At 39.3% G+C, this 13,888-nt stretch carries 12 protein-coding genes; 8 read left to right on the top strand and 4 right to left on the bottom strand.

Annotated features, from left to right (window positions below):
• The first annotated feature begins 25 nt into the window (after nt 1-25).
• Nucleotides 26-1,399, top strand: a complete 1,374-nt coding sequence (locus ACH3PA_RS07025) for a 3-keto-disaccharide hydrolase (protein ID WP_416445813.1) — start codon at nt 26-28, stop codon at nt 1,397-1,399.
• A gap of 9 nt (nt 1,400-1,408) precedes the next feature.
• Nucleotides 1,409-2,749 carry a Gfo/Idh/MocA family protein gene (locus ACH3PA_RS07030; protein WP_416445811.1) on the top strand — a complete coding sequence of 447 codons (1,341 nt, stop codon included), beginning with the start codon at nt 1,409-1,411 and terminating at the stop codon, nt 2,747-2,749.
• A 2-nt stretch (nt 2,750-2,751) separates the two neighbouring features.
• On the opposite strand, the gene rsmI is transcribed toward ACH3PA_RS07030, so the two are convergent.
• The gene (gene rsmI / locus ACH3PA_RS07035; RefSeq protein ID WP_416445809.1) at nt 2,752-3,423 is read right to left on the bottom strand and encodes a 16S rRNA (cytidine(1402)-2'-O)-methyltransferase; all 672 of its coding nucleotides are present in this window, start codon (nt 3,421-3,423) and stop codon (nt 2,752-2,754) included.
• Between the two features lie 28 nt (nt 3,424-3,451).
• Nucleotides 3,452-4,300: a hypothetical protein gene (locus ACH3PA_RS07040; protein WP_416445807.1), complete on the bottom strand. Its 849-nt coding sequence runs from the start codon at nt 4,298-4,300 to the stop codon at nt 3,452-3,454.
• 100 nt (nt 4,301-4,400) lie between these two features.
• Here ACH3PA_RS07040 and ACH3PA_RS07045 point away from each other — a divergent pair, with 100 nt between their 5' ends.
• From ACH3PA_RS07045 to ACH3PA_RS07070, 6 genes are all read left to right on the top strand, one after another.
• Nucleotides 4,401-5,042: a thymidine kinase gene (locus ACH3PA_RS07045; protein WP_416445805.1), complete on the top strand. Its 642-nt coding sequence runs from the start codon at nt 4,401-4,403 to the stop codon at nt 5,040-5,042.
• Nucleotides 5,043-6,140, top strand: coding sequence for an alanine racemase (alr, locus tag ACH3PA_RS07050; protein ID WP_416445803.1), 1,098 nt, complete (start codon nt 5,043-5,045; stop codon nt 6,138-6,140).
• 80 nt (nt 6,141-6,220) lie between these two features.
• Nucleotides 6,221-6,643 carry a large conductance mechanosensitive channel protein MscL gene (gene mscL / locus ACH3PA_RS07055; protein ID WP_416445801.1) on the top strand — a complete coding sequence of 141 codons (423 nt, stop codon included), beginning with the start codon at nt 6,221-6,223 and terminating at the stop codon, nt 6,641-6,643.
• Between the two features lie 297 nt (nt 6,644-6,940).
• On the top strand, nt 6,941-7,930 hold the full coding sequence (locus tag ACH3PA_RS07060) for an aspartate-semialdehyde dehydrogenase (protein ID WP_416445799.1): 990 nt from the start codon (nt 6,941-6,943) through the stop codon (nt 7,928-7,930).
• A 96-nt stretch (nt 7,931-8,026) separates the two neighbouring features.
• Entirely contained in the window at nt 8,027-10,192 is a 2,166-nt protein-coding gene (locus ACH3PA_RS07065; protein ID WP_416445797.1) for a prolyl oligopeptidase family serine peptidase, read from the top strand.
• A gap of 158 nt (nt 10,193-10,350) precedes the next feature.
• Nucleotides 10,351-11,301, top strand: coding sequence for an ABC transporter ATP-binding protein (locus tag ACH3PA_RS07070; RefSeq protein WP_416445795.1), 951 nt, complete (start codon nt 10,351-10,353; stop codon nt 11,299-11,301).
• On the opposite strand, the gene ACH3PA_RS07075 is transcribed toward ACH3PA_RS07070, so the two are convergent.
• Complete coding sequence (locus tag ACH3PA_RS07075) at nt 11,284-12,402, bottom strand: NAD(P)/FAD-dependent oxidoreductase (RefSeq protein WP_416445793.1); 1,119 nt, start codon at nt 12,400-12,402, stop codon at nt 11,284-11,286. The two genes, ACH3PA_RS07070 and ACH3PA_RS07075, sit on opposite strands and share 18 nt — an antisense overlap.
• 86 nt (nt 12,403-12,488) lie before the next feature.
• A complete protein-coding gene (gene accC, locus ACH3PA_RS07080; protein WP_416445791.1) occupies nt 12,489-13,841 on the bottom strand; it encodes an acetyl-CoA carboxylase biotin carboxylase subunit in 1,353 nt (450 codons plus the stop codon).
• Between the last annotated feature and the right edge of the window lie 47 nt (nt 13,842-13,888).

Genomic DNA, 13,888 nt, shown 5'->3' on the forward strand with positions numbered 1-13,888 from the left:
GTTTTAAAACATTTTATCCAACCATATGCAAACAACCAAAACTTTTAATCGCGCCTTAGTTTTTATTATAGTAGGCGCACTTGCGAGCTGTTCTCAAAAACCAAAAGATGAGACACCCTGGGTTTCATTCTTTAACGGGAAAGATTTATCGGGCTGGTCCCAAAAAGGCGGCGAAGCCAAGTATGAGGTAAGAGAGGGTACAATTGTAGGTTCTACAGTTCACAACACTCCCAATTCTTTCTTAACCACAGATAAAATGTATGGGGACTTTATTTTAGAACTGGAATACAAGGTAGATTCTACAATGAATTCAGGTATACAGATCAGAAGCAATAGTATCCCACAGTATCAAAATGGGAGGGTTCATGGTTATCAAATAGAAATAGACCCCTCAGCAAGAGCCTGGAGCGCGGGAATCTATGATGAGGGCAGACGTGGCTGGTTAACCACACTTGATAATAACCCGGAAGCGCAGAAGGCGTTTAAACAAAATGATTGGAATAAATATCGAATTGAAGCTATAGGTGACACTATAAAAACCTGGATCAATGGAGTACCTGCTTCTTATCTCATTGATGCCAAAACTTCTAAAGGCTTTATCGCATTGCAGGTTCACGCGATTGGAGATGAAGAAAAAGAAGGCACAGAAGTGGTTTGGAAAAATATTAACATCTTAACTGATAGTCTTTCAAAATACAGCCAAAAGACTCCTTTATCGCCCATAATCACTAAAAATCAGCTCACAACTGATGAAAAAAATAATGGATGGGAAATGTTGTGGGATGGTAAAACTACTAATGGCTGGCGTGGAGGAAAATTAGACTCTTTTCCAGAAAGTGGTTGGGAGATTAAAGATGGCGAACTTATAGTTTTAGATTCCGGCGGTGAAGAATCTGCGGCTGGAGGTGATATTGTAACTACTAAACAATATGGTGATTTTGAATTAAAAGTTGATTTTAAAATTACAAAAGGTGCTAATAGCGGGATTAAGTACTACGTTGATACTGAAATTAATAAAGGAGAAGGTTCTTCTATAGGTCTTGAATATCAAATTCTTGATGATGAATTTCATCCCGATGCTAAACTAGGCAACCATGAAGGGAGCCGTACTATTGCATCATTATATGACCTCATTAAAGCAGATCCAGAAAAACCTGTAAATCCCACAGGAGAATGGAATACAGCATATATTATTTCTAAAGGAGATCATGTTGAGCATTGGCTTAATGGGATGAAGGTACTGGAGTATGAGCGTAAAAGCGATGACTTTCACAAACTGGTTTCTGAAAGTAAATATGCTAAATGGCCAGGTTTTGGCGAGCTGGAAAGAGGAAATATCCTCTTGCAGGATCACGGAAATCGTGTTTCGTTTAAAAACATTAAAATCAAACCTCTTTAAAAAGCTGTAATGACCACAAGAAGAAATTTTATTACAAAAACGGTTTTAGGAGGAACAGCCCTGGCCCTAAGCAATTCAGCTACATCTATGGCGGCAAGTAGCTACAATCGCATAATGGGCGCCAACGACAGACTGCATATTGCGATTGCGGGTTTAGGAAGAAGATATGGAGCGTATGTAGAACCTATCGCTCAAAAAGAAAATAATGTAAACTTATTGTATCTCTGCGATGTTATGGAAAGCCAGCGCGTCAATGCGCTGAAAAACTTTTCAGAAAATATTGATTACACACCTAAATTAGAAAATGACATTCACAAAGTGATCGATGATTCTCAGGTAGATATTCTTATTAATTCAACTCCAGACCATTGGCATACTCCCGGTTCTATACTGGCGATGCAAGCCGGAAAACATGTTTATGTTGAGAAACCCTGTAGTCATAATATGCACGAGAATGAAATTTTAGTACAAGCGGCTCAAAAATATAACAAGGTCGTACAAATGGGAAATCAGCAACGGTCATCAGATCATACTGCCGAAATTATACAGGAAATTCATGACGGTATTATAGGCACTCCATACAAAGCTGTAGCCTTTTATACTAATTCGCGCGGCGAAGTACCTGTGCAAACACAAGCTCCCATTCCACAGGGATTAGATTGGGAGTTGTGGCAGGGACCCGCCCCAAGACGTGATTACACCCAAGAAACCTGGGATTATAACTGGCATTGGTATGGGTGGAATTATGGCACAGGAGAAACTGGAAACAATGCTACTCATGAACTGGATGTGTCAAGATGGGCTTTAAATGTAGATTTTCCCGTGCATGCTGAAGTTGAAGCTGCTAAACGTCATTTCTTACAAGATGGCTGGGAAATGTATGACACTATGGATGCAACCTTCCGTTTTAAAGGAAATAAAATTATTAAATGGGACGGTAAAAGTCGCAATGGCTATGACACTTATGGCGCCGGGAGAGGAACTACTATTTATGGAAGCGACGGTGCTGTTTTTGTAGATCGCGAAAAATACATTCTAACAGATCGAACTGGAAAAGTAATTAAAACAAATCAATCTGCTTCTTCTGAAGCGGGCAATACATTAGGCGGCGGGGGCGATATGTCTACCACTCATATGAAAAATTTCTTCGATACCATACGCGGAAAAGCTAGTCTTAATGCTCCCATTGCAGATGCAAGTATAAGTATGGCGATGGTGCATTACGCAAATATGGCTTATCGGGTAGGGAAAGGTTTTGACATAGATGATAGAACAGGACATATATACGACCGGGATGCTATGCAGCTCTGGGGGCGTGAATATGAGCCGGGATGGGAACCTAAGGTCTAAAGTTATCGCTTCCCCCCTACTACAATAACAATTTCGCCTTTAGGGGGTTTGCTCTCAAAATGTTTAAATACGTCTTCCACGGTGCCGCGTACTGTTTCTTCATGAAGTTTGGTAATCTCTCTTGAAACAGAGCATAGTCTTTCTGCGCCAAAATATTCTTTGAAATGCCCCAGCGTTTTAATCAACTTATGCGGACTTTCATAAAATATCATTGTCCGGGTTTCTTCTGCCAATAAATTAAGACGTGTTTGTCTTCCTTTTTTGACAGGTAGGAATCCTTCAAAAACAAACTTATCATTAGGTAAACCACTATTTACAAGTGCAGGAACAAAAGCCGTTGCGCCAGGCAGGCAATCTACTTCAAGACCGGCTTCTACACAGGCACGAGTTAATAAAAATCCCGGGTCTGAAATTGCAGGTGTGCCGGCATCACTTATAAGTGCGATGGTCTCGCCATTTTTAATGCGTTCTACAATTGCATCAACAGTTTTATGCTCGTTATGCATGTGATGAGAATGCATGTTTGTCTTGACGTCAAAATGCTTAAGAAGTTTACCACTAGTACGTGTATCTTCAGCAAGAATAAGATCTGCATCTTTTAGCACCTGTACCGCCCTAAAGGTCATATCGTCAAGATTGCCAATAGGCGTGGGTACTAAATAAAGTTTTGACATTTATAGGGTTTCTAATTGAACGGCTAAATTAGTGATCAAATTTCTTTTCTACGTGTTCCAGAAATCTAACCTCATAAACTTCCTTGCCGGCCCAGCCATTATAGTCTGGTTTTACCATATCCCTAATAAAATTATAGGCCTCTGCTTTACTGCCCAAAGTGTTAAGCTGCGATAAAACTCTGTTGTAGTCTGAAGTGCTGCCGTTAAAAAGTTGTTTTATAAATGCGATCCTATCGTTAAGACCTATTGCGATACCTTTTGTAAGCTTATCATTAAGAGACTTTGGCTTTTCTGAAACCATGGGTTTTTTCTCTTCAAATTCAGCCATACGACCAAACTCACCCACATCCTTCATATCATTTTTAGCATATTCAGGTTTGCCTGTAATTTCATGAAACATGTCGTCTATATCGTCTGCTTCTGATGGCATTTGAGCAACCATGTCTTTTATTTTCTCGATCACAGGCTCATAAAGAGCCTCATCATTCTCATTATGCTCAGTCCCGTCAGGACGAAAAAAACTATCTCTTTCAGCCGATTTTTTCTCCTTTTTGCGCGCTTTTTCAAAAAGTTCCTGATTTGCTTTTGTAATCTCAGCTACAGTTTCAGGCTTCTGTTTTTGTACAGGTGTTTTTTGCACTGTGTCAAAAAGCTCTGCAACTTCTTCAACTTCCTTTTCTTCAAAAGTTTCAATAATATCCTTTTGTTCAAGGGTGGGTTTAGGCGCGTCAAATTGCCTTTCGGCGAAAGCCAAAACTGTAAAAGCCTCATAAAGGCGTCTTGCCTCTTCCTGCATTTCGCGGTAATCGCTATCAGAATCGAGTTTTAAAATCCGGTGAGCCAGGCTTACTAATTCAGATTTTAATTTCTTCTTCATAACTTTTTTGTTTACTCCGGTTATTGACTGGCTTTTTAATAAATTTGCCTGTCTTACAAGGAAAACGGCGCCAATGCCGTTTATGTTTGAAAAATACAAAATGTTTCTCGAAAATACTGTCAATCATAAAGAGCAATTTGGGTGGATAGAAGTAATCTGTGGCTCGATGTTTTCGGGAAAAACCGAAGAGTTGATACGCCGCCTCAAGCGCGCAAAGTTTGCTAAGCAAAAAGTTGAGATCTTTAAACCGGCCATAGACACAAGGTTTGATGATGAACTTGTAGTTTCTCATGATGCCAATGAAATACGATCTACACCCGTTCCTGCAGCTGCAAATATTCCTATTCTTGCAGATAATTGCGATGTGGTAGGTATAGATGAAGCGCAGTTTTTTGATAATGAAATTGTGAAAGTTTGCAATGACCTTGCTAATCGTGGTGTGCGTGTGATCGTAGCCGGTCTGGATATGGATTTTAAAGGCAATCCCTTTGGCCCCATGCCTGCACTAATGGCCACGGCAGAATATGTCACTAAGGTACATGCTGTTTGCACCCGCACAGGAAATCTGGCTCAGTTTAGTTATCGCAAAGCGGCAAGTGATGATCTTGTTCTTCTTGGTGAGACAGAAGAATATGAACCTTTAAGCAGAGGCGCTTATTACAAGGCGATGCTGCGTGAGCGCCTTAAAACGCTGGAGGTAAAAGATCCTGAAGAGATAGATCCTGAACAACCCCTCGAGTAAATGTCACAAACTGTGCTTGAAATAGATCTTAACGCGTTAAGACATAATTTTGATTATCTAAAATCTAAATTAAAGCCGCAGACTAAAGTGCTGGCTGTTGTTAAGGCTTATGCTTATGGCAGTGATCCTGTTGCTGTGGCTCTCGAACTTGAAACAAAGAATGTAGATTATTTCGCCGTTGCTTATACTTCAGAAGGTATAACATTGAGAGCAGGTGGTATTAAAACTCCTATTCTGGTTTTACACCCACAACCAGACACTTTTGAGGATATTATTGAACATTGTCTGGAACCTAATTTATACAGTTACCGGGTCCTAAATGCTTTTATTGCCTTAGTGGAAAAGCAAAACCTGAAACAATATCCTATACATATAAAATTCAATACAGGATTAAACAGGCTTGGCTTTAAGCCTGGTAATGAAGAAGAACTGCTCTCTATTTTTAAGTCTACAGATGCTATTTATGTGAAATCACTTTTCTCACATCTTGTAGCTAGTGAAGATCTTAGCGAAAAAGTCTTTACTCTCAATCAAATAAGTACTTTCAGCACTATTGCAGATAAAATGATAACGGGCTTAGGTTATCGCCCCATTTTACATCAAAGCAACACCTCTGCAATACTAAATTATCCTGAAGCACAATTTGATATGGTGCGTACAGGTATTGGTTTGTATGGCTACGGTAATTCTGCAGATGAAGATTCGATATTAGTTCCTGTGGCTACATTAAAGTCTGCTATTTCTCAAATTCATACAATAACGCCGGGAGAATCTGTAGGTTACAACAGGGGGCACAAATCGTCGACGTCAGAACGGTCTGCAACAATTTCTATAGGTCACGCAGATGGTATATCACGCGCATTTGGTAAAGGGAAAGGTTTTGTTATGATTAATGGCAAGAAAGCACCAATTTTAGGCAATGTTTGTATGGATATGCTCATGGTAAATGTAACTACTATTGACTGTGAAGAGGGTGACGAGGTAATCGTTTTTGGCAAAGGCGCCTCTGTGGTTGAATTATCTAAAGCTATTAATTCTATACCTTACGAACTACTAACTTGTGTTTCTCAACGGATAAAACGAGTTATTCTTCGATAAAGATAAAAAAATTACAATATCAATTCTCCTGTCTTATTATTCTTTAATTTTAACCTTAAATAACTAAAAACTAACTGAAAATGGCATTTTTAAAAGACTTTAAGGCCTTTCTTATGAAAGGGGATATTGTAGCACTGGCAACTGCGGTTATCGTAGGTGGTGCGTTTAATAAAATAGTAGGCTCCTTAGTAGCAGACGTAATCATGCCGGTTATAGGCCTTTTACTGGGAGGGCAAAATGTAAACAACCTTTTCTTTTCTTTAGACGGTGGGGCATATGAAACAGTAGAAGCTGCTAAAGAAGCTGGAGGAGCAATTATGACCTACGGTAACTTTTTACAAGCTATTATAGATTTTATTATAATAGGTTTTGTTATCTTCTGGTTGCTTAAGGGTTATGAAAAAACAAAGAAAAAAGAAGAAGCTGCTGCTCCTCCTGCACCAAAAGGTCCTTCTACAGAAGATCTTTTAATGGAGATTCGCGACGAGCTGCGTAAGAAATAAAAGTTAACGTTTCAGTAAAGCTGAAAACACCGCTGCACTGCAGTTTACTATTAACTAAACCACGCTCAAAAGGCGTGGTTCTTTTTTAAGATATTTGTGAAAAATAACAAATTGTACAAATGTGTATATTTTTAAGAAGAATGTCACCTATGTTTCAGTTAGTTGGTACTTTTGGCCTTTCTTTTTAAGAAATAAATGCCTCTACATTTAAAATGAGGTAAGAATTTTTAATTTAATAACAATAATCGGGGTGCGCCTCGAGTCAATAATCCCACTAGTGGGTTAAATTATATTATTATGAAAGTAGCCGTTGTAGGTGCTACCGGGATGGTAGGCCAGGTAATGTTGAAGGTTCTTGCAGAACGCAATTTTCCAATTACAGAATTAATTCCTGTAGCTTCAGAGCGATCTGTAGGTAAAACAGTGACATATAAAGATAAGCAGTATACTATCTTCTCTATGGAAGATGCGATTGCTGCCAAACCTGATATTGCTATTTTTTCTGCCGGTGGTGGTACTTCATTAGAATTTGCACCACGATTTGCAGAAGTTGGTACAACTGTCGTAGATAATTCTTCAGCCTGGAGAATGGACGCTACTAAAAAACTAATTGTACCTGAGATCAACGCGGGAGAGCTGGAAGACACAGATAAGATCATTGCAAACCCTAACTGCTCAACCATACAGATGATTGTGGCTTTAGCGCCTTTACACAAAAAATATAGAATTAAAAGATTGGTTATTTCCACATATCAATCTATAACCGGTACAGGGGTAAAAGCGGTTCGCCAGTTAGAGAATGAATATATAGGTGAGAAAGGTGAGATGGCATATCCTTACCCTATTCACCGCAACGCCATTCCTGCCTGTGATGTTTTCACCGAAAATGGATACACAAAGGAAGAAATGAAACTGGTAAACGAAACTCAAAAAATACTGGGTGATAAAACTATTGCTGTAACGGCAACTGCTGTACGTATTCCGGTTGTAGGAGGTCACAGTGAGGCGATAAATGTAGAGTTTCATGAGGACTTTGATATTGCAGAAGTTCGCAATTTATTGCAAAATGCAGATGGTGTGACTCTTCAGGATAACCCAGATACAAACACATACCCTATGCCTATCTATGCAGAAGGTAAAAATGATGTTTTTGTAGGTCGTTTACGTCGCGATTACTCTCAACCTAACACTTTAAATATGTGGGTTGTGGCAGATAATTTGCGAAAAGGTGCTGCAACAAATGCCGTGCAAATTGCTGAATATCTAATGACGAAAGAACTGGTGTAATCATCTATTCTTAACGAAATGTTAAAACCTCTTAAGCCTCATGTTTAAGAGGTTTTTTTTAAGGTATATTTGAAATACACCAACACTTTCTATACCATGCGAAAACCTCTCATTTCAGTCTTGGCAACAGTTTTATTATTCTCTTGTCAAGAAGACAAAAAACAAGATCACACTATGGCGGTAATATACCCCGAAACAAAAAAAGTAGATACAGTAGATAATTATTTTGGCACAGAAGTTAAAGATCCTTACCGCTGGCTTGAGGATGACCGAAGTCCTGATACCGAAGCTTGGGTCAAGGAAGAAAATAAAGTTACCTTCGGCTATCTTGATAAAATCCCATATCGGGAGGAAATAAAGAAGCGACTGGAGGATATCTGGAATTACGAGAAAATAGGTTCTCCTAATAAAGAAGGTGATTACACGTATTTTTCTAAAAATGACGGTTTACAGAACCAATATGTGATCTATCGCTACAAAACTGGCGACGATCCTTCAACTGCAGAGGTTTTTCTAGATCCTAATACTTTTTCTGAGGATGGAACTGTTTCCCTTGGCGGAATAGATTTCTCTAAAAATGGCAAAATCCTTTCTTACAGCATTTCTGAAGGCGGCAGCGACTGGAGAAAAGTTCTGGTTATGGATGCTGAAACCAAAGAAATCACAGAAGATACGCTTGTTGATATAAAGTTCAGCGGGATGTCATGGAAAGGTAATGACGGTTTTTATTACTCCAGCTATGATAAACCGGAAGGCAGCCAACTTTCAGCCAAGACTGATCAACATAAGGTTTATTATCACAAACTAGGCACGCCTCAGAAAAACGACGAACTTATTTTTGGCGGAACAGAAGCTGAAAAACATCGCTATATCTATGGTAATGTGACCGAAGATGATCATTATTTGATCTTAGGACCACGAACTTCAACATCAGGGAATAAGTTGATGATCAAAGACCTCACGAAGCCAGATAGCAAGTTTGTGACAATTCTGGATAATACAGACACCAACTCATATGTGATAGACAATGTAGGCTCAAAATTATTTATCGTGACAGATAAGGATGCGCCTAACATGAAGATCGTTACAGTTGATGCTTCTAATCCCACACCTGACAATTGGGTTGATTTCATTCCGGAAACAGAGCATGTTTTAAGTCCGTCAACCGGTGGTGGTTTCTTTTTTGCAGAATATATGGTAGATGCTGTTTCGCAGATAAAACAATACGATTATGATGGGAAATTGGTGCGTGATGTAGAATTACCGGGAATAGGCAGCGTGGGTGGTTTTGGAACCAAAAAAGAGGAAAAAGAACTGTATTACACCTTTACCAACTATGTGACCCCGGGAAGTATCTATAAATATAACATAGAGAGCGGAACTTCAGAATTATTTAGAAAACCGGACATCAATTTTGATCCTGAAAATTACGAGAGCAAACAGGTTTTCTACACTTCAAAAGACGGCACAAAAGTGCCCATGATCATTACCTACAAAAAAGGTCTTGAGCTTAACGGTAAAAACCCAACTATGCTTTATGGTTATGGCGGTTTCAACATTAGTCTTACTCCGTCTTTTAGTATTACAAATGCAATCTGGATGGAAATGGGCGGTGTTTATGCGGTTCCAAACCTGCGTGGGGGTGGTGAGTACGGTAAAGAGTGGCATGATGCGGGAACGAAGATGCAGAAGCAAAACGTGTTTGATGATTTTATCGCTGCCGCGGAATATCTTATTGACAGTAAATACACCTCAAAAGAATATCTGGCTATACGCGGTGGTTCAAACGGTGGTTTGCTTGTAGGTGCGACCATGACGCAGCGACCAGATTTAATGCAAGTCGCGCTTCCTGCCGTTGGTGTTATGGATATGTTGCGTTATCACACATTTACAGCCGGTGCCGGGTGGGCTTATGATTATGGTACTTCTGAAGACAGTAAAGAAATGTTTGAATATATCAAGTCCTACTCTCCTGTTCACAATGTGAAAGAAGGCGTTAAATATCCGGCTACTTTAGTAACCACAGGCGATCATGATGACCGTGTGGTTCCTGCGCACAGTTTTAAATTTGCCGCAGAATTACAGGAAAAGCAAGCGGGTGATGCTCCGGTTTTAATCCGTATTGAGACAGATGCAGGTCATGGCGCAGGAACTCCGGTGAGCAAGACTATAGAGCAGTATGCAGACCTATATTCATTTACACTTTACAACATGGGTTATGTTGTACTGCCAGATAAAATTCAAGAAAAAATAAAAGGATAATTGCGATCGGCAAAATTTTTCTAGACCTACAAGGATTTTTAAAACAAACCGAAGACCTGCAAGGTTTCAAAAACCTTGTAGGTCTAGCCTGTAATAAACCTTGCAGGTCTCTCTTGTTTAATCTTGCAGGTCTTTTATTTGGTCTTTATATTTAAACAATGCTTAAAGTCAACATAAAATCTTTTGCTTATTTAGAAGATCCTGTTTTAGAAAATATACATTTTACTGTAGAACAAGGAGATCATATTTCCATATTGGGCGAAAGCGGTTGCGGAAAAAGCACCCTTTTACAGCTCATTTATGGCTTATTTCAGTTAAAAAACGGGCAGATTTTCTGGGGAGAAAAGCAGGTTTTAGGTCCGGATTTTAACCTGATTCCCGGAGAACCGTATATGAAATATCTCGCTCAGGATTTTGATCTTATGCCGTTTATTTCAGTGGCAGATAATATTGCGAAATTCCTTTCCCGCAATTTTATGAAAGCCCGTAATGAGCGTGTTGACGAGTTACTGGAGGTTGTAGATATGCAGGAATTAGCAGATACACACGTGAAATATTTAAGCGGTGGTCAAAAACAGCGTGTCGCGCTTGCCAGAGCGATTGCAAAAGAACCGGAACTATTGTTGCTTGATGAGCCTTTTAGTCATATTGATAATTTTAGACGCAATGCCTTACGGCGAAATCTTTACCAGTATCTGAAAAAGCAGAATATAACCTGTATTACTGCTACCCATGACAGTGAAGAAGCGCTTTCGTTTTCTGATGAAATTAAAGTGATGCGTAACGGAACTTTTATCCAGTCGGGCAAACCTGAGGAAATATTTAATAGTCCAAAAAATGGTTATATTGCTTCCTTTTTTGGCGATGTTAGCAGAATTTCTGGGTCAACTATTGGGCAAGATTCAATTGAAGAATTACTGCTTTTACCTCATGAATTAGTTGTTAGTGATGCAAAAACTTCTATTGAAGTAATGGTCGAAAAATCATTCTTTAAAGGCGATTTTTACCTTATTAAAGCCGATTTTCACGGAAAACAAGTGTTTTTCAACCACAGAAAAAACCTCCCAAAAGGAGCAAAAATCTACTTAAAACTAAGCAAAATCGGCTAATTCTTTGCCTACCAGACTTCCTATTGCCACGCCAATACCAGAAAGCCGAATACCACAAAACACATTTTCAGAAATTTCTTTTAGTACTGGTTTTTTCTTGTCACCTACGCCCATTATTCCGCTCCAGCGGTGATCAATTTCGTAATCCAGATCAGGCAAAATTGTATTCTTAAGTAGCTCATCCAGATAATCCTGAATTTTTGGTGTAATCTCAAAAGAATCTGTTTGTTCGTTTTTCTGGTCAATATTTCGGCCTCCGCCCAACAAGATTCTACCATCAATATTCCTAAAATACAGATATCCTTCATCAAGATGAAAAGTACCCTTAATGTGCAAATCTTTTATTGGTTTAGTGACTAAAACCTGGGAGCGAGCAGGCTCGACTTCGGTGAGACCAAGCTTTGAAGACAAGCCGTTGGTAGCAATGAAAAATTTACGTGTTTTAAAAGAAATTTGCTGCGTTCTTATCTCAACCCGGTTGTTTAAGTCTGTAAATGATTCTACAGTGTGATTATTAAGAATGAGAATGTTATTTGCCTTTGCAAGTTTCAATAATGAATTCATCATCATTCCCGTATTGATCTGTCCTTCGGTAGTGTTGAAGATCACTTTTGGTTGAATATTCTTGAAATGAAATTTATTTTCCGCTACAGCGAAAGCATCCTCATTAAAGATAGGTTTGAGTAACCTATTTACAGATTTCATCTGCTCAAAGCAGGTTTCATACAATTCTCTATTTCGCTTAAAAAATAGCTCATAGCCGCCCCAGTGATTATAGTCAATAGCTTTATCGCCCAGCGTCTTTCTAAGCAAATTAAGACCATTGTAGCGCATGGTAATTATATCAAGGACTTCATCTTCTGTATGTGATTTAAGATCGCTTATAATTTCTGAAAGACTGCCAAAACATGCAAAGCCCGCATTCTTTGTACTCGCCCCGGTGGGTAAACTTCCGCGCTCCAGCAATAGGATTTTAGCTAGTGGATATTTCTTCCTTAGTTGAAGTGCACAATTCAATCCTGTAATTCCGCTTCCGGCTATTGTAAAATCAACATGAGAGAACCAGGTTTGTAGTTCCCAGAATGAAAAATTAGGGTTCATAAATGGATAATTTTCATCTAAAAATAAGCAGAAATCAGCTGATTTTATGGCATAAAAAAACCCGAACTTAAATTCGGGCCTTTTTGTTATTCTGTTACTTCAGGTTTCATTTTGAAGTCTTCCATAAACTTAGTTGTGTAATTACCTGAAATGTAACCAGGATCTTCCATCAACTGTCTGTGAAAAGGTATCGTAGTTTTTACACCCTCAATTACAAATTCGTCAAGTGCTCGCTTCATTTTATTGATCGCTTCCTCACGTGTTTGCGCGGTAGTAATCAGTTTAGCAATCATAGAATCATAATTAGGCGGAATCAAATAACCGCTGTAAACATGAGTATCTATGCGTACACCGTGACCACCCGGGGCATGTAAATTAGTTATACGGCCTGGTGAGGGTCTAAAGTTGTTGTAAGGATCTTCTGCATTGATACGGCACTCAATAGAGTGCAACTGTGGGAAATAATTCTTGCCTGAAATTGGCACTCCCGCAGCAACAAGAATTTGCTCACGTATCAGGTCATAGTCAACAACCTGTTCTGTAATTGGGTGCTCAACCTGAATACGAGTATTCATCTCCATAAAGTAGAAATTTCTATGCTTATCTACTAAGAATTCTACCGTACCTGCACCTTCGTATTTTATATATTCTGCAGCTCGTACAGCCGCATTACCCATCTCTTCACGCAGCTTATCTGTCATGAAAGGAGAAGGAGTTTCTTCAGTAAGTTTTTGATGACGCCGTTGTACAGAGCAATCACGTTCTGAAAGGTGACATGCTTTACCGGTGCTGTCTCCTACAACTTGTATCTCGATATGGCGAGGCTCTTCAATAAGCTTTTCCATATACATACCGTCATTACCAAAAGCTGCACTTGCTTCCTGGCGGGCAGAATCCCAGCCTTTACGCAGTTCTTCTTTTTTCCAAATAGCACGCATACCTTTACCACCACCACCGGCAGTAGCTTTTATCATCACGGGATAGCCTATTTCTTTGGCAATCCTTTCTGCTTCTTCATAGCTTTCCAAAATGCCTTCACTACCTGGTACACATGGCACACCGGCTTCTCTCATGGTTGCTTTGGCTGTAGCCTTATCTCCCATTTTTGAGATCATATCTGCAGAAGCACCAATGAATTTAATCTCGTGCTCCTCGCAAATTTTAGAGAATTTAGCGTTCTCTGATAGAAAGCCATAACCGGGATGAATCGCATCTGCATTAGTTATTTCTGCGGCTGCAATAATATTTGACATTTTAAGGTAAGACTCGCTGCTTGGGGCGGGGCCTATGCAAACCGCCTCATCTGCGAAACGCACGTGTAAACTTTCTGCGTCTGCAGTAGAGTAAACGGCGACAGTTTTTATACCCATTTCTTTACAAGTTCTGATTACTCTAAGGGCAATCTCTCCCCTGTTTGCTATAAGTATCTTTTTAAACATAGCTTATTAAATTGTAATGTCTGTCAATCTATTTTATAAATGATATA

Origin of the sequence: Leeuwenhoekiella sp. A2, from assembly GCF_047946655.1 — a bacterium.
Classification (GTDB): Bacteria; Bacteroidota; Bacteroidia; order Flavobacteriales; family Flavobacteriaceae; genus Leeuwenhoekiella.

Coding starts and splice junctions, on each gene's coding strand:
- ACH3PA_RS07025 (WP_416445813.1), top strand. CDS start 26: ATGCAAACAACCAAAACTTTTAATCGCGCCTTAGTTTTTATTATAGTA.
- ACH3PA_RS07030 (WP_416445811.1), top strand. CDS start 1,409: ATGACCACAAGAAGAAATTTTATTACAAAAACGGTTTTAGGAGGAACA.
- rsmI (WP_416445809.1), bottom strand. CDS start 3,423: ATGTCAAAACTTTATTTAGTACCCACGCCTATTGGCAATCTTGACGAT.
- ACH3PA_RS07040 (WP_416445807.1), bottom strand. CDS start 4,300: ATGAAGAAGAAATTAAAATCTGAATTAGTAAGCCTGGCTCACCGGATT.
- ACH3PA_RS07045 (WP_416445805.1), top strand. CDS start 4,401: ATGTTTCTCGAAAATACTGTCAATCATAAAGAGCAATTTGGGTGGATA.
- alr (WP_416445803.1), top strand. CDS start 5,043: ATGTCACAAACTGTGCTTGAAATAGATCTTAACGCGTTAAGACATAAT.
- mscL (WP_416445801.1), top strand. CDS start 6,221: ATGGCATTTTTAAAAGACTTTAAGGCCTTTCTTATGAAAGGGGATATT.
- ACH3PA_RS07060 (WP_416445799.1), top strand. CDS start 6,941: ATGAAAGTAGCCGTTGTAGGTGCTACCGGGATGGTAGGCCAGGTAATG.
- ACH3PA_RS07065 (WP_416445797.1), top strand. CDS start 8,027: ATGCGAAAACCTCTCATTTCAGTCTTGGCAACAGTTTTATTATTCTCT.
- ACH3PA_RS07070 (WP_416445795.1), top strand. CDS start 10,351: ATGCTTAAAGTCAACATAAAATCTTTTGCTTATTTAGAAGATCCTGTT.
- ACH3PA_RS07075 (WP_416445793.1), bottom strand. CDS start 12,402: ATGAACCCTAATTTTTCATTCTGGGAACTACAAACCTGGTTCTCTCAT.
- accC (WP_416445791.1), bottom strand. CDS start 13,841: ATGTTTAAAAAGATACTTATAGCAAACAGGGGAGAGATTGCCCTTAGA.